A 21,942-nucleotide genomic window follows, 5' to 3' on the forward strand; every position below is an offset into this window, starting at 1 on the left:
CCCGCTGCCCACCGCGGGCCGAGTCATCGCTCACACCGTCCAGAAGGGAAATATGCGGTGAGTACCGCCCCTGTAGAACCGACTGGCATCGACATTCGCACGACCGCGGGCAAGCTCGCGGACCTCCAGCGCCGCGTCCAGGAGGCGACGCACGCCGGCTCGGAGCGTGCCGTGGAGAAGCAGCACGCGAAGGGCAAGCTGACGGCCCGTGAGCGGATCGAGCTGCTGCTGGACGACGGCTCGTTCGTGGAGCTGGACGAGTTCGCCCGGCACCGCTCGACCAACTTCGCACTGGAGAAGAACCGCCCCTACGGGGACGGTGTGGTGACCGGGTACGGGACCGTGGACGGCCGGCCCGTCGCCGTGTTCTCCCAGGACTTCACCGTCTTCGGCGGCGCCCTCGGCGAGGTCTACGGCCAGGAGATCGTCAAGGTGATGGACTTCGCGCTGAAGACCGGCTGCCCGGTCATCGGCATCAACGACTCCGGCGGCGCCCGTATCCAGGAGGGCGTGGCCTCGCTGGGCGCCTACGGCGAGATCTTCCGCCGCAACACCCACGCCTCCGGTGTGATCCCGCAGATCAGCCTGGTCGTCGGCCCGTGCGCGGGCGGCGCGGTGTACTCCCCGGCGATCACCGACTTCACGGTGATGGTCGACCAGACCTCGCACATGTTCATCACCGGCCCCGACGTCATCAAGACGGTCACCGGCGAGGACGTCGGCTTCGAGGAACTGGGCGGCGCCCGCACCCACAACACCGCCTCCGGCGTGGCCCATCACATGGCCGGCGAGGAGAAGGACGCCATCGAGTACGTCAAGCAGCTGCTGTCGTACCTGCCGTCCAACAATCTGTCCGAGCCCCCGGTCTTCCCCGAGGAGGCGGACCTCTCCGTCAGCGACGAGGACCGCGAGCTGGACGTGCTCGTCCCGGACAGCGCCAACCAGCCCTACGACATGCACACGGTGATCGAGCACATCCTCGACGACGCCGAGTTCTTCGAGACCCAGTCGCTGTTCGCGCCGAACATCCTGACCGGCTTCGGCCGGGTCGAGGGCCACCCGGTGGGCATCGTCGCCAACCAGCCGATGCAGTTCGCCGGCTGCCTCGACATCGACGCGAGCGAGAAGGCCGCGCGCTTCGTGCGCACCTGCGACGCCTTCAACGTGCCCGTGATCACCTTCGTCGACGTGCCCGGCTTCCTGCCCGGCGTCGACCAGGAGCACACCGGCATCATCCGCCGCGGCGCCAAGCTGATCTTCGCCTACGCCGAGGCCACCGTCCCGCTGATCACGGTCATCACCCGCAAGGCCTTCGGCGGCGCCTACGACGTCATGGGCTCCAAGCACCTGGGCGCGGACCTGAACCTGGCCTGGCCGACCGCCCAGATCGCCGTCATGGGCGCCCAGGGCGCGGTCAACATCCTGCACCGCCGCACGATCGGCGAGGCGGACGACCCGGAGACGACCCGCACGCGGCTGATCCAGGAGTACGAGGACACCCTCCTCAACCCGTACATCGCGGCCGAGCGCGGCTACATCGACGCGGTGATCACGCCGTCCGACACCCGCCGCCACGTCGTCCGCGGGCTGCGACAGCTGCGCACCAAGCGGGAATCCCTGCCTCCGAAGAAGCACGGCAACATCCCCCTGTAACAGGCCCTTGATGCGCATCCATCACGTCCGACGCCGCAATCTGCGAGATCAAGCACGGACACACGCCCCATCCCGTCCGGCGCGGGCCTTGGCTGGAGCACCGGCCCAGACAGCGGGAAGACCCGGCCGTGACACCGGCCCGGTGATCACGGTGATCCCAGTGAGGAAGGCCCATGACTCTCATAGCGGTTATCGGCACCGGCACGACGGGCACAGCAATCGCGGAAGCATGCTGGGCGGCCGGGAACGACGTCGTGCTCTACGACGCCGACATCTACGCCGCCTTGTCGGCCATCCACCGGATCACAGCCGCCCACCGAACCGTCACCGCTTCAAGCGGACACACGGCTGGGAAAAACAATGACCGAATCGGCCGCCTGACCTTCGCCGCGCGCCTTTCCGATCTCGCGGGCAGCGACATCATCGTCGAAGCCGTCCCCGAACGCATGGATCTCAAAATCGCAGTCCTGCGCTCCATCGAGGACGTCATCGGCCCCGACACGCTGCTGGTGACCAGCTCCTCGTCACTACCCCTCACCAGTATGGCCGCCCAACTACGCAATCCACGTCGTCTCGTGAGCCTTCAGCCTCAGGGGTGCTGCGGTGTGACTTACTGCCCGTACAGGTGGGCGGCCCACGCACCGCCCGGCACTCGGCACTCGGCCCGCTGCAGCCTGACTGTCGATCCCATCGGGCAGGCCACACTCCCCGAGTGTCTCAGCCGGTGCCCCGACGTGCCGATCACCGTCGCCCTCGCGCATTGAATGAAGCCGGGCCCGTCACCACGGGGGTGTGACGGGCCCAGTCCGCGTCCACGGTGCCACACCCCCCTCATCCCCGCACGCGCTGAAAGGGGGCCGCCGCCTTTGAGGACCAGCAGTTGAAGACCCCTTCGGGCAGCGGATGTGCCCCGAGGCTTCCTGACAGCGTGATGCCCAGGTCTTAGCGTCGACGGGTGACCCTGTGGACATCTTTGGAGCCGGCAGCCGCGACGGTGGATCCGGGTGGCAGCACGCGTGTGCGGCTGCGCGTGCGCAATACCGGTGACGTCGTCGACGAGTACCGCTTTGAACCCGTGGGCGCCGTCGCGCCCTGGACGGCGGTGGAGCCGCAGACGCTGCGGCTGTATCCGGGGACCACCGGCACGGTGGAGCTGACGTTCTCCCCGCCGCGCTCCCCGGATGCGGTGGCGGGGCCGAATCCGTACGCGGTGCGGATCACGCCGACCGAACACCCCGAGGCGGTCACCGTCCCGGAGGGAAACCTGACGATCACCCCGTTCACGGAGGTGCGGGCCGAGCTGGTGCCGCCCACGGTGAAGGGACGGTTCCGCGGCCGGCCGCGGCTGGCGGTCGACAACCTGGGCAACACGCGCGTGACGGCGTCGGTGGCGGGAACCGACACGGGCGATCACCTGTCGTACGAGTTCCGTCCGGGGAGCGTGCAGATCGAGCCGGGGCGGGCGGTGTTCGTGGACACGACGCTGCGGCCGCGGCAGGTGATCTGGTTCGGGTCGAAGGAACAGCGGCTGTTCTCGCTGACGGTGCAGCGGTCGGGTGTGGCGCCGCTGCCGGTGGACGGTACGTTCGTGCAGCGCGGGTTCCTGCCGCGGTGGCTGGCGACGGCGCTGAGTGTGACGGCGGCGCTGGCGATCGTGTTCGTGATGGTCTGGCTGGCCTACAAGCCGCAGGTAGGCAGTGGCGCCACCGAGAAACTCGCGGAGGCCGGCAGCACCGCGCTGCCCAGCCCCGTTGTGTCCGCGCCGTCCTCGCCGAAGACCGACCACTCCGCCGACCCCCTGCCCGAGTCCGGGAGCTCCTCGGCCCCGGCGCAACAGCCGGGCACGGGCGGTTCCGGTTCGTCCGGATCCGGTTCGTCCGGATCCGGCGGCACGAAGAAGTCCAGTGGCTCGACGCCTGCGTCCACGCGGACGCCGGCACCCGGCTCCCTGATCATCGGTCAGGGTTCGAACCGGTGCATCGACGTCACCGACTCGCAGGACGCCGTGGGACAGGACGGCACCCCCCTCCAGCTGTGGGACTGCGCGGGCTCGGCCAACCAGAAGTGGGACTTCCGGGGCGACGGCACGGTACGCTCGCTCGGCCTGTGCATGGACGTCGCCTGGGGCTCCCGCGACGACGGCTCGGTCATCCAGCTGGCCCGGTGCAGCGGCAATCCGGCCCAGCAGTTCGTCCTCAGCACCGCAGGGGACCTGGTCAACCCGCAGGCCAACAAGTGCGTGGACGCCAAGGACAACGGCACCGGGAACGGCACGAAGCTCCAGCTGTGGACGTGCTCGGGAACCGCCAACCAGAAGTGGCGGGTCGGGTAGCGGCGGCCCTTCCCCGCAAGCGGCGGGCCCTTTCCCGCAAGCGGGGCCGCTACCAGGCGGCCTCGCCCGGGACCAGGCGGCCCGCCTTGCGGTACTCACGGCGGGCCCCCTCGAGCAGGTCGTCACCGCCAACCGGTTCGCCCCGTCCGGCGGCGAGGTAGGCGGCGGTGACCACCGCGCTGCGGATCGACCCGCCGGCCAGCTCGAACTCCCGTGTGAGCGGCCCCGGGTCGATGCCGTCGGCGCACGGGACGTGCGACAGCCCGTGCCGCCAAAGCGCCAGGCGCTGCTCGGCGTCCGGGAACGGGAAGTCGATCACCAGGTCCAGGCGCCGGGTGAAGGCCTCGTCGATGTTGGCGCGCAAGTTGGTGGTGAGCAGCGCGATGCCGTCGAAGGACTCCAGCCGCTGCAGCAGGTAGGCGCTCTCCATGTTGGCGTAGCGGTCGTGGGAGTCCTTGACCTCGGAGCGCTTGCCGAAGACGGCGTCGGCCTCGTCGAAGAGCAGGACGGCGTCGGTGCGGTCGGCCTCGGTGAAGATGCGTTCCAGGTTCTTCTCGGTCTCGCCGATGTACTTGTCGACGACCGAGGACAGTTGCACGACGTAGAGGTCGAGGCCGAGCTCGGCGGCGACGACCTCGGCGGACAGGGTCTTGCCGGTACCGGACTCACCGGCGAACAGACCAAGGACGCCCCGGCCCCGGCCGCCGCCCGCGCTGAGCCGCCAGTCACCAAGGACACGGTCGCGGTGGCGGGCGCGAAGGGCCAGTTCGCGCAGCTGGGCCAAGGGCCGGTCGGGCAGGATGAGATCGGGCCAGCCGACCGCGGGCCGGATCCGGCGGGCATGCCGCTCCAGCCCGGACGCCGACTGCTGCCGGGCGGCCAGCCGTACGTGCGCCGCGCCGAGCGGGGCGCCCTCGAAGGCGGCGAGGCCGCGGGCGGCGCGCGCGGCCCGCAGCACCCGGTCGCCGCCGAGCCGGTAAGGGGCCACGGTGGCGACCAGGTCGAATCCGGCGGCTTCCGCTCCCAGCGCCGCCGTCCAGGCGGCCGTTCCTTGCGCCCGCCGGCGCGGTGCCTCCAGGACCAGCGGGTCGCGCGCGCACCACTGCGGGTCGTAAGGGCGCGGATCCGTCAGCAGCACGGTCACGTCCATCGCCTCGGCCAACGCCCCGAGCAAGGGGCCGGGCCGGTCCGGAAGCTGCGACAGCACGACGGCCCGGTCGCCGAGCCGGGCCTCGCGCAACAGGTCGGGGACGCGCTCCTCGGGCCCCGAGAACCACAGCGCCTCCATGCCCGCGGCGTGCAGGGCGGCGGCGACCGCGGCCTGACCGTCGCCCTCGCGGTGCTCGCGCAGATAGGCGGTGAGCGGACCGCCGCGCAGCCGGGCGGCCAGCCGGTGAACGAAGTCCTCGTCGCCGGCGGGCAGGAGCTCCGGCATCGGGTGCAGGTGCCCGTGGAGCGCGGCGTCCGAGGTGTCGTCGCCGATCAGATGGGCGACCAGCCGGTCGGGTATGCGCAACGATCGGCCCAGGAAGGGGCGTTCGGGTTCCTCGACGTCGAGCAGGCCGAGCGCGCACAGCGGTGCCGAGGAGTGGAACCGAGCGCGGGCCGCCGCCAGGTGCGCGGGCATCCCGCACAGATCGAGGGCGAGCCCCGTGGTGGCCCGGCGCCTGCTCACGTCGTCGTTGAGGTAGCCGTAGAGCGGCTCGAAGGCGCGGTCGAGATCCGGGGCGAGGGCGATGAGCAGGATCGCGGTGTCCAGCTCGCTCAGGTGCATCCGGGCGGCCAGTTCGGCCAGCCGGTCGGCGGGGCCGACCGCGGCCGTGCCGTCGGCGGCGATGCCCGGTCGGCCGTTCGCGGGGGTGAGCGGGGCGGTGTGCAGTACGTGCCGTACGGCCTCCTGTGACAGGTACAGGCCGCGCAGCGGGTCGCCGGCCGTGGGGTCCGCGGCGGCGCGGTGCTCGACCAGCGCGGCGATGCGCTTGCGCAGTCCGGCGAGCCGGGCCAGCAGCGAGCGCGAGGGGTCGTCGGCGTCCTCGTTTGGGGCACAAAGGGCCGGCGCCTCGGCGTACGGGGTGGTCATCGCGGATCCGGGCGCCGTGCGGCGGCCTCCGCGCGGGCGGCGCGGGCCGCCGCCACCTGCCGCGGCCGGTGGGCGCGTTCTGCGGACTTTGGCGGGCTGCCGTCCAGGCCGCGCACGCGGACGGCCGCGCCCTCGGTGACCGGGGGCCCGGCCTCGTACTCGGGGAACGCCGGGAAGGGGGCGGTCACCACCAGGTCCAGAGAGGGCTTGAGTTCGCCGCCCAGGGCGGACCAGATCTCGGCCAGGGAACGGGACTCGGTCTGGATGCCAGCCACCGTCAGCGGCACCGCGAGCCCCAACGCGCCCAGCGAGCCGGGAAGTTCGTCGGCGGGCAGCAGCTCACGCGGCAGCAGGGTCGCCAACACGGCCGACAGCAGCCGGTGCTCGTCCTGCGGCGTCTTGGTCCAGGCGGTCACCAGGTACGACAGCCGGAACCAGCGCGGCGGTTGACGGCGGCGTACCACCACGTCCCGGTCGTCGCGCACGGCGACGTGGCCGCGCTGCCGCCGGGCCACGTCCTCGCGGATGTCATACAGGTAGACGTTGACCACAGGGGCGTTGCGCCGGGCCGCCCAGGTGCGGGTGGGGGCCTCGAAGGAGACGTCGATGCCGGAGCCCGCCAACGCGCCGCCGCCGAGCAGGCCCTTGAGGACCTCGTCCACCTCGTGGATCACTGTCTCGCTCCTGCTCTGCCGTACTGTCGGCGCTTCCTGCTGCCGCCCCGGTACCGATCGTGCCCCGTGCGCCGTCCGGGCCGCAGGCGCGCCGGGGCCGGCGGTCGGGCAGGCGTACTGCCCGCACAACCGCCTTCGATCGCCCGTTTGGTCAGATGTAGCCTTCCCGCAGGGCATACGCGACGGCGTGCGCCCGGTTGCGCAAATGCAGACGTGTAGTCAGTCCGTGCAACACATTCTTGACGGTGCGTTCCGAGTAGGAGAGCTTGCTGGCGATCTCCGCGGTGTCCAGGCCCTCGGCAACCAGCCGCAGGACGTCCACCTCACGGGGCGCAAAGCCCAAAGAGGAGGCGCCGGGCCGACCTGCCGCACCCCGGTGCAGTGTTCCCACCTGGCTGATAAGCCGACCGAGCAGGTCGGAGGGCAGGTCGCCGTCGCCGCGGGAGGCGGCGACAACCGCCTGCACCAGCCGGTGCGCGGTGGCCTCACGGCGCCAGATGATGGCCCCGACCCCGCACTCGATGACGTCCAGCAGTTCGCTCTCACGGATCGTGCCCACGACGAGCACGGCGCGCGCGCCCTCGCTGCGCACCATCCGGCGCAGCCGGGTGAGCGCCGCCTCGTCGAGCGTGTCCTCGATCAGCACCGCCACCGTGCCGGGGCCGGACTCCTCGCGCAGTTCGATCTCCGGATGCCGGCGCAACTGGCTGACGGCACCCTCACGGGAGATCGGGTCCAGGGCGGCCACCGCCACGGGTATCCGCCGTCCGGTGCCGAGGGCGCCGGATTCTGTTGTCCGGGTGGAGCTGAGCAACCTTTTCCCCCATGTTCAGGAACCCGCGCCCGGCAACGACCGGTGACGGGTGAGCACGCTCCACACTTCTGTGCCCCCCGTGCCAGGCGCAATCGTGGAGCACCACGAGACGGACCACGACACCAACGGAGCAACCACCACGAGGAGCGCCGAATGCGCGCATCACAGCAGGTCAGCAGGGATGGTGGGACGACGGGCGGCCCCGGTGGGCCCCATCGCGCCCCACCGTGAGCCTCGCCACAACGTCCGTCGGACGGCGACCGGACACCCCTGCGCCGCCGGGCCGCACGTGAGACACATCACGCCGCCTCACGCCACCGGCAGCCGACACTGCCACGTTCTCTTTATCCGGAAGCGCCGCAACGACCATAGGAGGCAGGGATGACCGGACCGCTGCGTGAACGCGACGACGCGCACGCACTGCTCGCCTCCGAGGTCGAACGCGCCCGCGCCGGCAGCGGTCGCCTCGTCCTGCTGCGCGGGGCCACGGGCACCGGCCGCACAGCCGTCCTCGAGGCCGCCGCCGCGCACGCGTCCGACCGCGGCCTGCGGGTGCTGCGCGTGCGCTGTTCTCCTGAGGACACCGCCGTGCCCTTCTCCACGATCCGCCACCTCCTCGACCCCGTACCGCAGTTCACGGACCTGGCACCCCGCGGGGACGACCGCGCCAGCGCGGCCCGGCTGTGGCGGCTGATGCGCTCGTACGCGGCCGAGAGCCCGCTGATGGTGGCCGTGGACGACGTCCACCTCGCCGACGGCCCCTCGCGCTGCTGGCTCGTCGAGGCGGCCCGCCGCGTCGACCGGTCACCGCTCCTGCTGGTGGCCACCGAGCGCAGTCAGTACGACATCGGCCTCCAGCCGACCAGTCTCACGCACGCGCTGTCGCCGCACCTCGCCCGCACGCACACCCTCGCCCCCCTCACCCACGACGCATCGGCGGAGCTGGTCCGGGCCGCCCACCCCAGGGCCTCGGCGCAGTGGACGGTGGACTGCGTACGGGCCGGCGCGGGCAGCCCGCTGCTACTGCGCGCCCTGCTGGACGACCTGAGCGGCGCCCCGTGCCCGGCCGTGCCGCAGACGTGCGCGGCGCTGTATCCGGGGGCATACCCGGCGGCCGTCTCCTGGTGGCTGGACAGCGCCGGGCCCGCAACGGCCGCAGTGGCGCGGACGCTCGCGGCCCTGGAGGAGACCGGCGTCCAAGACACCGTCGACGCCCAACTGCTCACCGAGGCGTCCGGGGCCGACCCCGCCCGGGTGCCCGGCTGGCTCACCGCGATGATACGGCTCGGACTGCTGCGGCGGGACGCCGCGGGCCACCCCCGCTACGCGCATCCGCTGCTGCGGGACGCCGTGCTCACCGGCTGGCCGGTCGCCGAGCGCCAGGCCGTCCACCGAGCGACCGCGGAGGCGATGCTGCGCCGGGGCGACGGGATCGAGGCCGTGGCCGGGCAACTGCTGGGCAGTGGAGCCGTCGGTCTGCCCTGGGCGCTGAACGTGCTGCAGGACGCCGTGGCCGCCGCCTTGTGCGAGGCCCGCCCCCACGACGCCGTCGGCTATCTGCACCGGGCCCTGGACGAGCCACTGCCGAACGACCTGCGGCAACGGCTACTGACCGAGCTGGGCTCCTTGGCGTACACCTGCAACGACGCTCCCTGGGCCATACCGCGCCTCGCCGAGGCACTACGCCTGCCGACCGAGCCCCGCGACCGGGTGCGCACGGCCCTCGCCCTCGGCACGGCCCTGGCCGGCCAGGGCGAGACCCGGTCGGCCGTGGAGACGCTGCGGCGGCTCGAGGGCCAACTGATCGGGCACCCCGAACTGGCCCGCACCGTGCACACCGCCTCCGTGCTGCTGTCCGATCAGGACCAGACGGTCCGCCGGGATGCGTACCGGCGGCTGAGCGACACCGCCGAACGCTCCCCAGACCTTGTGGGCGCCACCGGACAGGCCCTGCTGGTGCGGTACGCGGCTGCGGCCGGGGCCAGCTCGGCACAGGCGGCGATGGCACGGCTGCGGGCGCTGCTGACGGAACCCGCCGACCCGCTGGCCGAGCCCTTCCTGCTGGGCACCGCCGCCGCCGTCGCCCAGTGGGCCGACGAACTGGACGAGGCGGAAAAGCTCGTGGAACGCGGCCTGGCCGGACAGCACCCCTTGCTGCTGCACCCGATGAAACAGGGTCTGCTGGACATCCGGGCCGACATCGCCGCCGCCCGCGCAGACTACCGCCGGCTCCTCGCCGACCACGAGGCCCGGCCCACCGCGGCGCATCGCACCGGGCCATCCAACGCGGATGCGCACGTCCTGGTCGCCCTCGTTGAGACCGGCCGCACCGAGCAGGCGGGGCGGTTCGCGGACAGCTTCGACCTGCGGGAGGCGCCCGATTCCCGGGAGCTGAACAGCTTCCTGTACGCGCGGGGCCTGCTGCGGTCCGCCCAGGGGGACGTCACGGGCGCTCTCCACGACTTCCTGGAATGCGGCCGCCGGCAGTCGGCCTGTGACGTGCTCAGCCCGGTCGTCACGCCGTGGCGGACCGCGGCCGCGGGGTGCCATCTGGCGCTGGGCAGCCTTCAGGAGGCGCTGACGCTGGCGCAGGAGGAGCTGCGGCTGGCCCGGGTGTGGAACACCCCGCGCACGGTGGGGCGGGCCCTGCAGGTCCTGGGCCGGGCGACCGGCGGCTGGCGCGGTCTGGAGCTGGCCGAAAAGGCCGTGGCCGTCCTGCGGGAGTCACCGGCCGATGTCGAACTGGCATCTGCGCTGCTCGCACAGGGGCAGCAGCTGACCGCCGCCGGGGAGCGGGCGCAGGGACGTGCATGCCTACGGGAGGCGGCCGAGCAGGCCGAACGGCTCGGCGCCCTACGGCTGCGGGCCCGCGCCGAGGAGGCACTGCGCGCGGGGGGCGCCCGCCGCTCCGCGGCCGCGCTCACCGGCTCCGCGGCGCTCACCGGCAGCGAGCGCCGCATCGCAGAACTCGCCGCCGACGGCCGCACGAACACCGAGATAGCCGACCTCCTGCACGTGGCCCGCCGCACCGTGGAGACCCACCTGACCAGCACCTACCGCAAGCTCGGCATACGGCGCAGGGCGGAGCTACCAGCCGCGCTGGAAACGGAGGCCGAGGGGTGATGAGCCGTTCGAGCATGGTCTTCGGTTTGAAGGCTCCCCTCCCTGAAGGGAGGGGATTCTCCACCCTCCAGGGCTGCGTGGGGATTCACGGCTCAGGCCGCCTCTTGGTCCAGCGGACCAGGAGGTCTTACGCCCTCGGCACCGTCCGGGTTCCAACCTGCCCGGACCAGCATCACGCGGGCGGAGTTCTTGTCCCTGGGCGAGACGGCTCCGCACACGGTGCAGGCATAGGTTCTCATCGAGAGAGGGAGTGCGTGCTTGGTTCTCGCTCCGCACTGCGCGCAGTCCATCGTGGTGTGCGCCGGGTGCACGAGACGGACGTCCCGTGCGTGCTTGCGCCCCATCTCGACCAGAGCGCGTTTGGTGGCGGCGATGGCGGCATCGGCCGCCGTGCGGGCCATCGTGGTTTTCGCGAGGAACTTCGGGCGGAAGTCCTCCACCGCCACCCCGTCATGATCACGCATCACGGACTTGGCCCACTTGCGGCCGGTGTCCTCCCGCTGCCGCGCGACCTTCTTGTGCAGCTTCGCGGCCTGTGCCTGCACCTTCCGGTAGCCCTTGGATGCGGGCCGGCCCTTCGGACGCCGGCACCGGGCCATCATCCGCTGGTAGCGGGCGAGCCCCTGCGCGGCCCGCTTGCCGTGCTCGGCATGCGGAAGGTCGTAGGCGCCATCCGTGGTGGTCGCGGTCTCCTTCACACCCCAGTCCACCCCGAGCACCCGCCCCGTGAGGGCAAGCGGTTCGCTCTGCGCGGGGGCGACGAAGGACACATACCAGTGCCCGAGCGTGTCCTGGTACACGCGCACACTCGACGGGTCGGCCGGAAGAGCCCGCGACCACACCACGCTCAGCACGATCTGGCCCGCAAGGTGCAGACGACCGTCCTTGAGGCGGAAACCCCGCTTCGTGTAGTTCAGGCTCGGGCGGCTGTCCCGCTTGCGCTTGAAGCGGGGCATCCCCGCCCGGCGGTGCTGCGCAAGCCCGTCCTTGATGTCCTTCAACGCCTTCGCCCGCGACTTGGCGAAGTCCCGAATCACCTGCTGCTGCGGCACCGAGGCACCCTCGGCCAGCCACGGCATCACCCGACGCGCCTCAGTCAGCATCCTGTCCAACTGCGCCGGACCACACGTCAGCTTCTCTCCGGACTCCTTGGCTCGCTGGTGGACCTGCTTGGACTTGGCCACGCATTCGTTCCAGAGCCAGCGGCAGCGCTCCCACTCGGCTTCGAGTGCGCGCCGGGCTGTCTTCGACAGGCGTACACGGAAGGTGTACCGGGCATGCCCGGTGTCCTTCGTGGTCGCTTCTGTCGTCATGCATCCGAACCTACCTGGGAGGACTGACAGTTGAGAGTTCTTGACCGTTGTGGGCGGCATCACGGCCGTGCGGGGTGGACGCCGGATCGCCCTGACGGCGATCCGGCTGTCCCTGCCCTGCTCCGCAGGAGTCCGATTCCTCCCCGGCCTGAAGGCCGGGGCATCCTCGGAGAAAGCCGGTGAACCTGACGGAATGGGCCAGGGTGCAGGGTGTTGCGCCGCGTACCGCGTATCGCTAGTTCCGTGAGGGCACGTTGCCGGTCCCTGCGCAACGGGTGGGGCCGCGCACGATCCTGGTGACCATCGAGGCGAACGCCGCGCCGCAGCCAGCCGAGGGAGTCGGCTTGTATGCGCGGGTGTCCTCGCATGACCAGAAATCCGATCTTGAGCGGCAGACGGCCCGGCTGGTGCAGTGGGCCGCCCAGGGTGGTCACCGTGTCGTGCGGGTGGAGTCGGAGATCGGCTCGGGGATGAACGGGGGCCGGTCGAAGGCGAAGCGGCTGTTGGCTGACCCGGCCGTGACCACGGTCGTTGTCGAGCACAAAGACCGCCTCGGCCGCATGAACGTGGAGCTGGTCGAAGCCGCTCTGTCCGCCACCGGCCGCCGTCTCGTCGTCCTGGATGAGGGCGAGGTTGAAGACGATCTGGTGCGGGACATGGTGGAGATACCGACCTCGTTCTGCGCCCGCCTGTACGGCCGACGCTCGGCGAAGAACCGTGCCCGCAAGGCACTTCAGGCCGCCGCGCATGGCTGAGCCGAACAAGAAGCCGCTGCGGCAGATCGCCCGGCCGTTCGTCGCAGGCGGGCCGTCCGGCGTCAGCATCCGCGACCGCCTTAATAGGGCTTTGTTAGGTGGGAGCTCGGGCTTGTTGCTGGTTCCGCAGAAGTGGTTGGCGGCAAGCTCGGCATATCCCGGTCCACAGCGCCAGAAGGGTCTGGAGTGCCTTCAGGACGGCGTACAGCGTCAGGCCCGAGCAGGGACTTTTGGGTCCAGCCGCAGCTCTGTGCAGAACGCCTGGGCCAGCGCGGCCATGGTCACGTGACGGTGCCAGCCGGTGAAGTTGCGTCCTTCGAAATGGTCCACTCCGAGGCCGTACTTCAGTTCCCGGTAGTCGTGTTCCACCCGCCAACGGATCTTGGCGAGGCGGACCAGGTCGCGCAGCAAAGTGCCGGCGGGCAGGTTCGAGAGCCAGTAGTCGGTCGGCTCCGCCGCTCCCGGGGGCCATTGGGCCAGCAGCCAGCACTCGGGCAGACAGCCGTCGTCGGCACGGGGGATGTCTCGGTTGGCCGGGCGCACGCGCAGGGCCAGGAACCGCGAGCGCATCGCGGCGGAGGGGTTGCTCCTGCTGGCGCGGGTGCCGTGCCGCCAGGTCACATAGTGTCCTGCCGTTCGCCCGGCAGCCATGGCCAACTCCTTGAGGGAGGACGGATCCTGTGGGTAGCGCGGGCGCGGGCGCGGGCCGCGTCCGGCGTAGGGGGGCTGTTGCGGGACGGCCTGCCCGGGGTGGGCGCTGGTGGTGGCCTTGACCGCAGCGACGTAGGCCAGGCCGCGCTCTTCCAGGGCCAGGCGGAAGGCGGTGATGTCGCCGTAGCCGGCGTCGCAGACCACCGGTAGGGGCTGCAGGCCCCAGTCCCCGGCCATCTCGTCGAGCATGTCCAGTGCCAGGTGCCACTTGGCCCGGTGGCCGAAGTCCTCTCCGATGCCGCAGCGTCGGCGCCGGGTGCGGACCAGGGCGGCCTGCTCGGGGTCGTCGATCAGGGCGGGGTCCCAGCTCTCGGGCAGGAACAGGCGCCAGTTGGCCGCCGCCGAGGCGGTGTCGCCGATGAGGTTGACGCTGACGCCGATCTGGCAGTTGGTGATCTTGCCCGCGGTACCGGTGTACTGCCGGGCCACCCCGGGACTGCTGACGGAGGCGGCGTCCTTGAGGAAGCCGGTGTCGTCGACGACCCAGGCCCGCACGGGGAACGCCCCGCTCGCCCAGGTGGCGATGTTGGCTCTGACCCGGGTGTAGTCCCAGGTGGAGGAGGAGATGAACTGCTGCAAGCGCTGGTGGTCCACGCCCAGGCGTTCGGCCATGGGCTGCATGGACTTGCGTTGCCCATCCATCATCAGGCCCCGGACGTAGAGCTCTCCCTTCTCCCGCTGGTCGGCGCGGGGGAGCTCGGCCAGCATCGGGGCGATGAAGGCTTCCAGGCGGGGGCGCAGTTCGTTGATCTCTTCTGGCGTCACAGAACAGACCAACACAAATCCGGCACACAATATTTCCGAGCTAACAAAGTCCTATTAAGGGCCTGACACCCGAGGACGAGAAGGTACTGCGCGCTGTCGGTGAGCACATGGGGTGTCTGGCCTCGCGGGATCTGGCCCGCAGGTGCCGGGACGGCCTGGAGCACTCCACCGACACGTGGGCCGCCCGAAAGCGGGAGTTGACTGCCAAGTCGTCCTCGCGGTGGGCGGGTTCGGTCACCTCGAACACGCATGACCAGTGGGGCCTTTCCCGTCGCGCCCAATGGCAGGACCTGATGGGCAAGAAGGCCGGCATCGCCATGATGCGGCACCGCCTGTCCCTGCCGATCGGGGAGAAGGGCTCCAAGGGGCAGCCTGGCGGCTACCGCTCCCGCAACGAGTGGTTCCACAAGATGCGGCGTCTGGCGATCCTTGAGGCCCAGTACGAGCGCGTCAACGCGGAGAGAGAGGCGGGCCGCGTGTCGGTGGTGCGCGGTGGCCGTCGGCTGCTCAAGCAGCGCCACAACCTGGATGCCGCCAAGAAGACCAAGGAGCAGTGGAGGCGGGAGTGGGAAGCGACGCGTTGGTTCCTGACCGCTGACGGGGAGTTGGGCAAACGCTTCGGGAACGAGACGATCCGCGTCACCCCCGACGGCGAGGTCAGCATCAAGCTACCCGCGCCGCTGGCGCATCTGGAAAACGCCCGGCATGGCCGGTACGTCCTCGCCGCTCGCGTCAGCTTCCCGCACCGGGGAGACGAATGGCGCGACCGCATCGAAACCAACCGGGCCGTCGCGTACCGCATCCACCTCAACGTGACCTTGGGCCGCTGGTACCTGGATGCCTCCTGGACCCGGAAGAACCTGCCGATCACCCCGCTGGAGGCCCTGCGGGCCCAGGGCGTGGTGGGCGTGGACACCAACGCCGATCATCTGGCCGCGTGGCGGCTGGACGAGTACGGCAACCCGATAAGCAAACCACGCCGCTTCGACTACGACCTGTCGGGCAACGCCACCCACCGCGACGCCCAACTCCGCCACGCCCTCACCCGCCTCCTGCACTGGGCCAAGGCCACGGGCGTGCAGGCCATCGCGATCGAAGACCTCGACTTCGCCGACTCCAAGACCCGGGAGAAGCACGGCCGCCGCAAGCGGTTCCGCACGCTCATCGCCGGTATCCCCACCGGCAAACTCCACGCACGCCTGCTGTCGATGTGCGCCGAAGCCCAACTCGGCGTGATCGCCGTCGATCCCGCCTACACCTCCCTATGGGGCGCACAGCACTGGCAGCAGCCCCTCTCCACACCCCGACGCCCCGCCACCCGCCACCAGGCGGCAGCCGTGGCGATCGGCAGACGCGCCCTCGGCCACCGGATCAGGCGACGGACGGCACCGCCCCGCCGGCACCAGAGCGATGCCGGCGGGCATCGGACCGCCCAGGCCCGCCCCAGTGACCGGGGGCGTGAGGGAAACCGCCCCCGCGTACCCGGACCACGGACACGATCCGTGCGTGCTGAGGGAGAGGGCGACCTTCGGCGGGTAGTGGACGAGCAGGTGGACGTGATCGCTCTCGCCATTGAACTCCCGCAGCTCCGCACCGAAGTCGGTGCAGATCTCGCGCATGACCTCCTCGCAGCGCGTCAGGATCTCGCCGGTGAACGGTCCGCGCCGGTATTTCGGCATGAAGACCAAGTGCGCATGCAGCGTGTAGAGGACGCTACGGCCTCTGCGGACATCGGAGTTTGGCTCCCATCGAGGTGACAGAGAGCAATGTTACGATCACGCCCGTGAAGATCGTGACGCAGGTCAAGCTGATACCGGACGCCGCGCAGGCATCCGCACTGTCGGCGACCCTGCGCACAGTCAACGAAGCGGCCAACTGGGTCTGCGAGGTGGCGTTCGCGGGCGACGTGCCGCGTGAGTACGAGTTACGCAAGCACACCTACGCCGAACTAAAGACCCGTGGCCTGGGGGCGCAGGCGGCGCAGCATGTGATCAAGAAAGTGCGTGACGCGTACACCACGCTGCACGCCAACCTGCGTGCCGGGAACCTCGGCCAAAAGGGCTCCAAGCGCCGGATCAAGGCCGAGTCCAAACCGATTACATTCCGCCCTGATGCCGCGCAGCCCTACGACGACCGCTGTTTGAGCTGGCAGTACGACACCCGCACCGTGTCCATCTGGACCACGCAGGGCCGGTTGAAGGGCGTGCGGTTCGCCTGCTCGGCGGGCGCGCTCAAGACGCTCCAGCAGTACCGCAAGGGCGAAACGGACCTGATCGAACGCGACGGCGTGTTCTATCTGATCGCCACCTGCGAGGTTCCCGAAGCCGCCCCGTATGAACCCGGCGGGTTCACCGGCGTGGACCTGGGCATCGTCAACATCGCCACCACGTCCACCGGCTACCAAGCCGCCGGCCGCCACCTCAACCGATACCGCAAGCACCAGCGTGCCCTACGGGCCAAACTCCAAAAGAAGCGCACCAAGTCCGCCAGGCGACGGCTCAAGGAACGCTCCCGCCGCGAACAGCGGCACGTGAAGAACACCAACCACATCATCGCCAAGACGATCGTGACCGAGGCTGAACGCACCGGACGCGGCCTGTCCCTGGAAGAACTCAAGGGCATCCGCACCCGGGTACGGCTCCGCAAGCCCCAACGGGTCGCACTCCACTCCTGGGCCTTCGCCCAACTCGGAGACTTCATCGTCTACAAGGCCCGCCGGGCCGGAGTCCCGCTCGTGTTCGTGGACCCCGCCTATTCCTCCAAGGAGTGCGCGCAGTGCGGACACGTGGACCGGCTCAACCGCGTCTCCCAAGCCAAGTTCGCATGCCGGTCGTGTGGCGTCGTTGCGCACGCCGACCGGAACGCTTCCCGCGTCCTCGCCCGCAGGGGCGAAGACGCGTGGACTGCGGGGTGTAAGTCACACGCCCCTGCCACCCCGTAAGGGGTGTCTGGACGGAGGAGCCCACCCAGCAGCCAGTTGGGCACTACCTCCAAGCCCGGCCCTTCAGAGCCGGGTCAAGTTGACGAACGGTCCAGGCGAACTTGTAGAGGTAGGCACCGGTCACCGGATCGCCGAGCACCCACTTGTCCGCCCGCGACTGGTTGAACGTGCCGTAGTACCGGGCGATGACCCAGTTCTTCGGCTTGTTGGGGTGGCGCCTGGTGGCCCACTTGTAGGTGAGCTTCCAGACGTAGTTGTCCAGCGTCTTGAACGTCTTGCTGGACACCACCCCCCGGTAGTACGTCGCCCACCCGCCCACGATGGGCACGAGCTTCTTTCCGGTCAGCCACTCCCGGTGGCCGAGGGCGTGCCCGCGGCGGTGCCCAGGAACTCGTCCCAGCCTCCGAGTGGCGCCTGGCCGGGGCCGAGGGTGCGCAGCTTACCCAGCACCGCGGGGTCCTGCGCCTCCAGCCACTCCACCAGTTGCCGGAAGGACACCATGCGCACGTCGTCGTACGCCGCGATCCGCTCGATCGTCTCCTCGACGGCGTCCATGTAGATGCCCCCGTTCCAGCGCTCGAAGTGGTTGCCGATGAAGAAGGGGGCGCGGTTGGTGTCGTAGGCCCGCTGGAAACCGGCCAGATAGGTGTCCCGGGCCTGGACCCGCCACGCGTCGTACTGGGACCGGTCGCCCAGGGGATTGCCGCCGGACTGATTGAACATCATGTTGTAGTCCATCGACAGGACCTGGAAGGAGTGGCCGGAGAACGGTATGGACTGCAGGGGGAAGTCCCAGATCCGGCCGTCCTGCACCTTCCCCGGCCAGATCTGCAGGCCGCCGGGCGAGCTGGCGTCGTACTTCCATCCGAGCGCCGCCGCGGTGGGCAGCAGATTGGCCTGGCCCTCCAGGCAGGGGGTGCGCCCGCCGATCAGCTCCTTGCGGTAGTCGAAGGGCAGCGGGTCGAGGTCGGTGAAGCCGGTGTTGGTCTTCCACTCGGTGACGAACCGCACGGCCTGGTCGATCTCGCTCCGCCACTCGGCGGACGACCAGTTGCGTACTCCGTCGGCGCCGCAGAAGTGGCCGTTGAAGTGGGTGCCGATCTCGTGTCCCTCCAGCCAGGCGGCGCGTACCTGCTGGAGTGTGGCGTGGATGTGCCGGTCGGAGAGGTAGCCGATCGCGGAGGCGCCGACCGCGTGCTGCGGCGGGTTGTAGAGGTCCTTCTTGGACTCCGGCAGGGTGTAGATGCCGCTGAGGAAGAAGGTCATCGACGCGCCGTGGTCGGCCGCGACCTTGCGGAAGCGGGAGAAGAGCTGGTTGCTGAGTTCGCCGGCGCCGTCCCAGGAGAACACGACGAACTGCGGGGGATGCTGACTGGGCTTCAGCCGTTCCGGGGTGGGCTGCTTGGGCTGGGCGCCGGTGTCGGCGGTGGAACCGTCACCGATCAGTTTGACCGGGGGGACGTCTGGCGTGCCCGGGGTGCCGTGTCCGCGGCGTGAGGGGCGGTCGCCGCCCGCGAAGGCCCAACCATTGGTGGAGCAGGCGGAAAGAGCGCCCAGGGCGCCCACCGAGGCGGCCGCGGTCAGCAGGCGCCTGCGGGACATACTGCTCATGTTCGTTTCCCAGTTCCTTGCCGTGCTTCCGGCAGGTCGGCCGGAAGGTTCCGTTCGTGCGATGCGCCTGTTCGAGGAGGGTTCGACCGGTTGGGTAGAGGCGGGTTCGGAAAGGTCCCGGGAAACAGGACGTGTTACGCCTTCATGACAAACCGCCCCCTGCACTCGCCTCGCGCATAAGTGCTTGGTGAGGGCAAGTAAATGCTTGGATACTTGCGTCGTCAAGTTCCGCGCGTGCCTTGTCAGCAGGTCAAAGGCATGACCGCCCGACCGAGTTGCCCGTAGGGCCGCAGAGCAGGGGGTCACCGGGCAGGCGGCGGGGCATCTCACCCACGAGACCGTGGTCCACCGGCCGCGTGGGACGCTGGGCGAGTCAACCTGATACGCGCGGTCCGCTGTTGACGGCTCCTCCCCCGACGACCGTCCCGACGTCAGCGATCTCGCGTGCCTGCCGATCGGACAGCACGTGCAGGCGACGGGCCTTGGCGTGCCCTTCCTGCCGGCACCGGTAGCCGTCCGGCGCCTTCTTTGTGCCCTTCGAACCCACCGGCTGCGGCAGGCGGTGCGTGATCGTCCGGACACCGGCCTGACGGCTTTGGATGTGCACAAGCCGGCAGCGCCGGGCCAGCGCCCACTGGCCGTGGCCGGCCAGGTACGGCCTGGTGGGTCAGGCCGCGGGTGGCGATTCGTCGCCAGGCGCCGTGGTCGCGGTCGCCCTGCCAACGGCAGTTTTGGTGGGGGCAGATGGCCCATTTCCATCCCGCGATGGTGGGCTGGTCGGGGGCTTTGCGGTGCCGCAGCGGGGTCAGGCGGTGCGGGCATAGTTTGGAGGTGTTGCGGGCCGGAACCGTGACGACGGCGATGCCCTGTTCGGTGGCGAGGTGCCGCATGCGGTCGGCGATTTGTCCGCGGGCCTGCTGGGACAGGCGGGTGTTCAGGGTGCGGCCCATGCCCCCGGCTTCCATCGACCGCAGATCCTCGACATAGATCACCGTGGCCCTGGCCGCGATGGCTTGGTCGACGGCCCACCTGGCAGCAGCCCACGCAAGCGCGTGCACCGCTTCGAGATGACCGTCCGCTTCACCATCTGGGGCCATGTCACCGGCAGCATCGGCCTGCCCACCGAGGCCTGAGCCAACAACCGAGCCCCGGGCCCAGACGACCACGCACCCGTCAACGTGACAGCACCGTCAGGAGGCGCTGGCGCTCGACGGGCCGAAGAACTCGATCTCGGCGACGGCCACCTGCTTGCTCGCGGAGGCGGCGTAGGCCGACTCGATGGTGAAGCGGACCTTGGTGACATCGCCGACGCGGAAGGCGCGCCGCTGGCCGCCGGCGCCCTGGTCCAGGGTCAGTTCCCGGGTCGTGGTCGTCCCGTTCTTCGTGGTGATCGTCGCCTCGATGCGGTGCGGCAGGGCCGACTGGGAGAGCTGGTCGGCGTGGGTGGAAACGCCCGGTGTGATGACCAGGTCCAGCAGCCGGGCCGGCTCGTCGAAGCGGGCCTCGATCCACTCGCCTTCGCCCGACTGCGAGACACCAGGACCCCACCAGGTGTTGTTGACCTTGTCGAAGGCGAGCCGCGGCTGGTGTCCCGGGTAGGAGCGCGAGGCCCTGACCTCGTCCGGGGCGACCGGGACGCGCTTGGCGAAGTGGTCGCGGGTGGCCTGCACGGCCGCGGGCGTGTTGGCACCGGCAGTGACCAGCAGGGTGAGTACGACCGCGGCCACCACCCAGGTAACGATGCGGTCGAAGGTGCGCCGCAGCCGGGGGCGTTCGCCGGCCCACGGGGTCTCACGGTTGCGGAAGTCCAGCAGGCGACGCCACCACGGGTGGCGCTCGGGCGACCGGTCGTCCCTGGCCATGGGCATCGCGCAGCGGGAGCAGAAGTGCCGGTCGGGCTGGTTGGGGGTGGCGCACCAGGGGCATGGTCTGCCGTTCTCGTCGCCCTGCTGGGGCCCGGGGGCGCGTACCTGGGGCCGCTCCGCGACCGGTCGGCCCGGCAGAACCGGGGCGATCGACGGGGCCGCGGGTCGGCCCTCCGGGTCGGCAACGGGGACCAGTAGGGAGCGGGCACGGTCGGAGATCGTGTCGCCGGGGGCGGCTGCGGGCATCGGCTGGGTCGGCGCGGTCTCGTCAGGTGCGAGGTCGGGGCGTGGGTCGTCGGATGCGGCGGCGGAGCCGGGACTTCGGTGCGGGGAGGCGTCGGTGTCTTCGACAGCGGGCGGGACGTCTGTGCCGTCGCCAGCCGTGCCGCTGAGGGCCGTGGGCGCCGCGGGGCCGTGGCCGTCCGCGGTGGTGGGTGCCGCCGGGTCCGGGTTGGTGCGGTCCGGTGTGGTGGAGTCGGTGGCGGCCGGTGTGCGTGCCGCCTCCTCCCCCGTCGTACCGGTGGCCGCTCCAGAGGCGCCGTCGGCGCCCGCCACTGTGGTCTCCGTGCCCGTGGTGCCGGAGGTCCGCGGCTCCTCCCCGGACCTGGCCACTGCGCGTGCCGGAGTACTGTCCGTCCAGCTCAGTACGGCACCGCATGCGTCGCAGAACGACTGGCCCGGTTCCGCCCGGGTGCCGCACTCGCCGCAGTTCTGGGTGGTCATTTCTTCGGGATCCTTTCGGCGGCGGTCACCTTGACCGTGTACGGCATATGGGCGGGGCGGGCGGCCGCGACGAGTGCGTCCAGGCGGTGCTTGTCCGCGGGGCCGGGGTCGGGCAGGCGGATCATGACGTGCAGGCGGGGCCGCGGGTCACCGGGGACCGGGCCGAGCGGACGGGCGCTCCAGGCGGCTCCGCCGCTCTCGGAGATCTCCGGCTCCACGCCGAACGCCAGCCGTATCGCCTCGGCCAGGCCGCGCCGGGTGCCCCGGACCCGGTGCAGGTACGCGGCGGCGGCGACGGAGGCCCGCAGCCGGGGCTCCGGTTCGGTGCCGTCGGTCTCGGCGCCGACCCAGCCGGCCAGCCAGCGGGTGAAGTCCACCGGGGCCAGGGCCGGGTCGAAGTAGGCGGGTAGACAGTCAAGTACGTTCAGGATCGGTGCGATCACCTCGTCGAGCCCGGCCACGAAGCGCTGCGCGAGGTCGTCGTCGGCGAATACCGCGGGCAGCATGGAGCCGATCGGGGCGGACGAGCCGAGCCCGTCGATGGAACCCCTCATCCTGCGTCTGCCTTCAACGGTTGGGGAG

Annotated in this window: 16 protein-coding genes and 3 pseudogenes; 8 read left to right on the forward strand and 11 right to left on the reverse strand. The window is 70.7% G+C overall.

What is annotated here, in order from left to right; genetic code table 11:
- Positions 1-57 precede the first annotated feature (57 nt).
- From ACQEXA_RS61270 to ACQEXA_RS61280, 3 genes are all read left to right on the forward strand, one after another.
- On the forward strand, positions 58-1,653 hold the full coding sequence (locus ACQEXA_RS61270) for an acyl-CoA carboxylase subunit beta (protein ID WP_433135305.1): 1,596 nt from the start codon (positions 58-60) through the stop codon (positions 1,651-1,653).
- A gap of 173 nt (positions 1,654-1,826) precedes the next feature.
- Complete coding sequence (locus tag ACQEXA_RS61275; RefSeq protein ID WP_432942031.1) at positions 1,827-2,417, forward strand: 3-hydroxyacyl-CoA dehydrogenase NAD-binding domain-containing protein; 591 nt, start codon at positions 1,827-1,829, stop codon at positions 2,415-2,417.
- 191 nt (positions 2,418-2,608) lie between these two features.
- Positions 2,609-3,985 (forward strand): ricin-type beta-trefoil lectin domain protein, encoded by a 1,377-nt coding sequence (locus ACQEXA_RS61280; protein ID WP_432942034.1) that lies wholly within the window; start codon positions 2,609-2,611, stop codon positions 3,983-3,985.
- Between the two features lie 49 nt (positions 3,986-4,034).
- On the opposite strand, the gene ACQEXA_RS61285 is transcribed toward ACQEXA_RS61280, so the two are convergent.
- The 3 genes from ACQEXA_RS61285 to ACQEXA_RS61295 all read right to left on the reverse strand — a co-directional run bounded on the left by ACQEXA_RS61285 (position 4,035) and on the right by ACQEXA_RS61295 (position 7,553).
- Entirely contained in the window at positions 4,035-6,065 is a 2,031-nt protein-coding gene (locus ACQEXA_RS61285) for an ATP-binding protein (RefSeq protein ID WP_433135307.1), read from the reverse strand.
- Entirely contained in the window at positions 6,062-6,739 is a 678-nt protein-coding gene (locus tag ACQEXA_RS61290; RefSeq protein ID WP_432942040.1) for a DUF4255 domain-containing protein, read from the reverse strand. Before ACQEXA_RS61290 ends, ACQEXA_RS61285 begins: the two co-directional genes overlap by 4 nt.
- Before the next feature lie 151 nt (positions 6,740-6,890).
- Positions 6,891-7,553 (reverse strand): response regulator transcription factor, encoded by a 663-nt coding sequence (locus ACQEXA_RS61295; protein WP_432942043.1) that lies wholly within the window; start codon positions 7,551-7,553, stop codon positions 6,891-6,893.
- A 381-nt stretch (positions 7,554-7,934) separates the two neighbouring features.
- On the opposite strand from ACQEXA_RS61295, the gene ACQEXA_RS61300 reads away from it, so the two are divergent.
- A complete protein-coding gene (locus ACQEXA_RS61300; RefSeq protein WP_433135308.1) occupies positions 7,935-10,676 on the forward strand; it encodes an AAA family ATPase in 2,742 nt (913 codons plus the stop codon).
- A 92-nt stretch (positions 10,677-10,768) separates the two neighbouring features.
- Here ACQEXA_RS61300 and ACQEXA_RS61305 read toward each other — a convergent pair whose 3' ends face one another.
- Positions 10,769-11,989: an RNA-guided endonuclease InsQ/TnpB family protein gene (locus ACQEXA_RS61305; RefSeq protein ID WP_433135309.1), complete on the reverse strand. Its 1,221-nt coding sequence runs from the start codon at positions 11,987-11,989 to the stop codon at positions 10,769-10,771.
- 179 nt (positions 11,990-12,168) lie between these two features.
- On the opposite strand from ACQEXA_RS61305, the pseudogene ACQEXA_RS61310 reads away from it, so the two are divergent.
- Positions 12,169-12,744 (forward strand): annotated as a pseudogene (locus ACQEXA_RS61310) (IS607 family transposase).
- A gap of 210 nt (positions 12,745-12,954) precedes the next feature.
- Here ACQEXA_RS61310 and ACQEXA_RS61315 read toward each other — a convergent pair.
- Entirely contained in the window at positions 12,955-14,220 is a 1,266-nt protein-coding gene (locus ACQEXA_RS61315; protein ID WP_433135310.1) for an IS701 family transposase, read from the reverse strand.
- Between the two features lie 53 nt (positions 14,221-14,273).
- Here ACQEXA_RS61315 and ACQEXA_RS61320 point away from each other — a divergent pair.
- Positions 14,274-15,740: pseudogene (locus tag ACQEXA_RS61320) on the forward strand (IS200/IS605 family accessory protein TnpB-related protein); the annotation flags it as partial.
- On the opposite strand, the pseudogene tnpA reads toward ACQEXA_RS61320, so the two are convergent.
- Positions 15,735-15,980 (reverse strand): annotated as a pseudogene (tnpA, locus tag ACQEXA_RS61325) (IS200/IS605 family transposase); the annotation flags it as partial. The pseudogenes ACQEXA_RS61320 and tnpA overlap by 6 nt on opposite strands.
- A gap of 23 nt (positions 15,981-16,003) precedes the next feature.
- Between tnpA and ACQEXA_RS61330 the strand changes: the two are divergent.
- Positions 16,004-17,161, forward strand: coding sequence for an RNA-guided endonuclease InsQ/TnpB family protein (locus tag ACQEXA_RS61330; protein WP_433135311.1), 1,158 nt, complete (start codon positions 16,004-16,006; stop codon positions 17,159-17,161).
- Between the two features lie 43 nt (positions 17,162-17,204).
- Here ACQEXA_RS61330 and ACQEXA_RS61335 read toward each other — a convergent pair whose 3' ends face one another.
- The 3 genes from ACQEXA_RS61335 to ACQEXA_RS61345 form a co-directional block, all read right to left on the reverse strand.
- Positions 17,205-17,489, reverse strand: coding sequence for a group II intron maturase-specific domain-containing protein (locus ACQEXA_RS61335; RefSeq protein ID WP_432942055.1), 285 nt, complete (start codon positions 17,487-17,489; stop codon positions 17,205-17,207).
- A 14-nt stretch (positions 17,490-17,503) separates the two neighbouring features.
- Positions 17,504-18,772, reverse strand: coding sequence for a hypothetical protein (locus ACQEXA_RS61340; RefSeq protein WP_432942058.1), 1,269 nt, complete (start codon positions 18,770-18,772; stop codon positions 17,504-17,506).
- Between the two features lie 431 nt (positions 18,773-19,203).
- Entirely contained in the window at positions 19,204-19,737 is a 534-nt protein-coding gene (locus ACQEXA_RS61345) for a zinc ribbon domain-containing protein (RefSeq protein WP_432942428.1), read from the reverse strand.
- Between ACQEXA_RS61345 and ACQEXA_RS61350 the strand changes: the two genes are divergently transcribed.
- Positions 19,654-19,905: a hypothetical protein gene (locus tag ACQEXA_RS61350; protein ID WP_432942455.1), complete on the forward strand. Its 252-nt coding sequence runs from the start codon at positions 19,654-19,656 to the stop codon at positions 19,903-19,905. The genes ACQEXA_RS61345 and ACQEXA_RS61350 overlap by 84 nt on opposite strands.
- A 57-nt stretch (positions 19,906-19,962) precedes the next feature.
- Here ACQEXA_RS61350 and ACQEXA_RS61355 read toward each other — a convergent pair whose 3' ends face one another.
- The gene (locus tag ACQEXA_RS61355; protein WP_433135312.1) at positions 19,963-21,360 is read right to left on the reverse strand and encodes an NADase-type glycan-binding domain-containing protein; all 1,398 of its coding nucleotides are present in this window, start codon (positions 21,358-21,360) and stop codon (positions 19,963-19,965) included.
- Positions 21,357-21,914: a phage tail protein gene (locus ACQEXA_RS61360; RefSeq protein WP_432942065.1), complete on the reverse strand. Its 558-nt coding sequence runs from the start codon at positions 21,912-21,914 to the stop codon at positions 21,357-21,359. Before ACQEXA_RS61360 ends, ACQEXA_RS61355 begins: the two co-directional genes overlap by 4 nt.
- Positions 21,915-21,942: the final 28 nt, after the last annotated feature.

This window comes from Streptomyces sp. CA-106110 (assembly GCF_050936285.1).
Classification (GTDB): Bacteria; Actinomycetota; Actinomycetes; order Streptomycetales; family Streptomycetaceae; genus Streptomyces.

Excerpts from the sequence above, each read along its gene's own strand:
- ACQEXA_RS61275 (WP_432942031.1), top strand. The coding sequence starts at position 1,827 with ATGACTCTCATAGCGGTTATCGGCACCGGCACGACGGGCACAGCAATC.
- ACQEXA_RS61285 (WP_433135307.1), bottom strand. The coding sequence starts at position 6,065 with ATGACCACCCCGTACGCCGAGGCGCCGGCCCTTTGTGCCCCAAACGAG.
- ACQEXA_RS61300 (WP_433135308.1), top strand. The coding sequence starts at position 7,935 with ATGACCGGACCGCTGCGTGAACGCGACGACGCGCACGCACTGCTCGCC.
- ACQEXA_RS61305 (WP_433135309.1), bottom strand. The coding sequence starts at position 11,989 with ATGACGACAGAAGCGACCACGAAGGACACCGGGCATGCCCGGTACACC.
- ACQEXA_RS61340 (WP_432942058.1), bottom strand. The coding sequence starts at position 18,772 with ATGAGCAGTATGTCCCGCAGGCGCCTGCTGACCGCGGCCGCCTCGGTG.
- ACQEXA_RS61345 (WP_432942428.1), bottom strand. The coding sequence starts at position 19,737 with ATGGAAGCCGGGGGCATGGGCCGCACCCTGAACACCCGCCTGTCCCAG.
- ACQEXA_RS61355 (WP_433135312.1), bottom strand. The coding sequence starts at position 21,360 with ATGACCACCCAGAACTGCGGCGAGTGCGGCACCCGGGCGGAACCGGGC.
- ACQEXA_RS61360 (WP_432942065.1), bottom strand. The coding sequence starts at position 21,914 with ATGAGGGGTTCCATCGACGGGCTCGGCTCGTCCGCCCCGATCGGCTCC.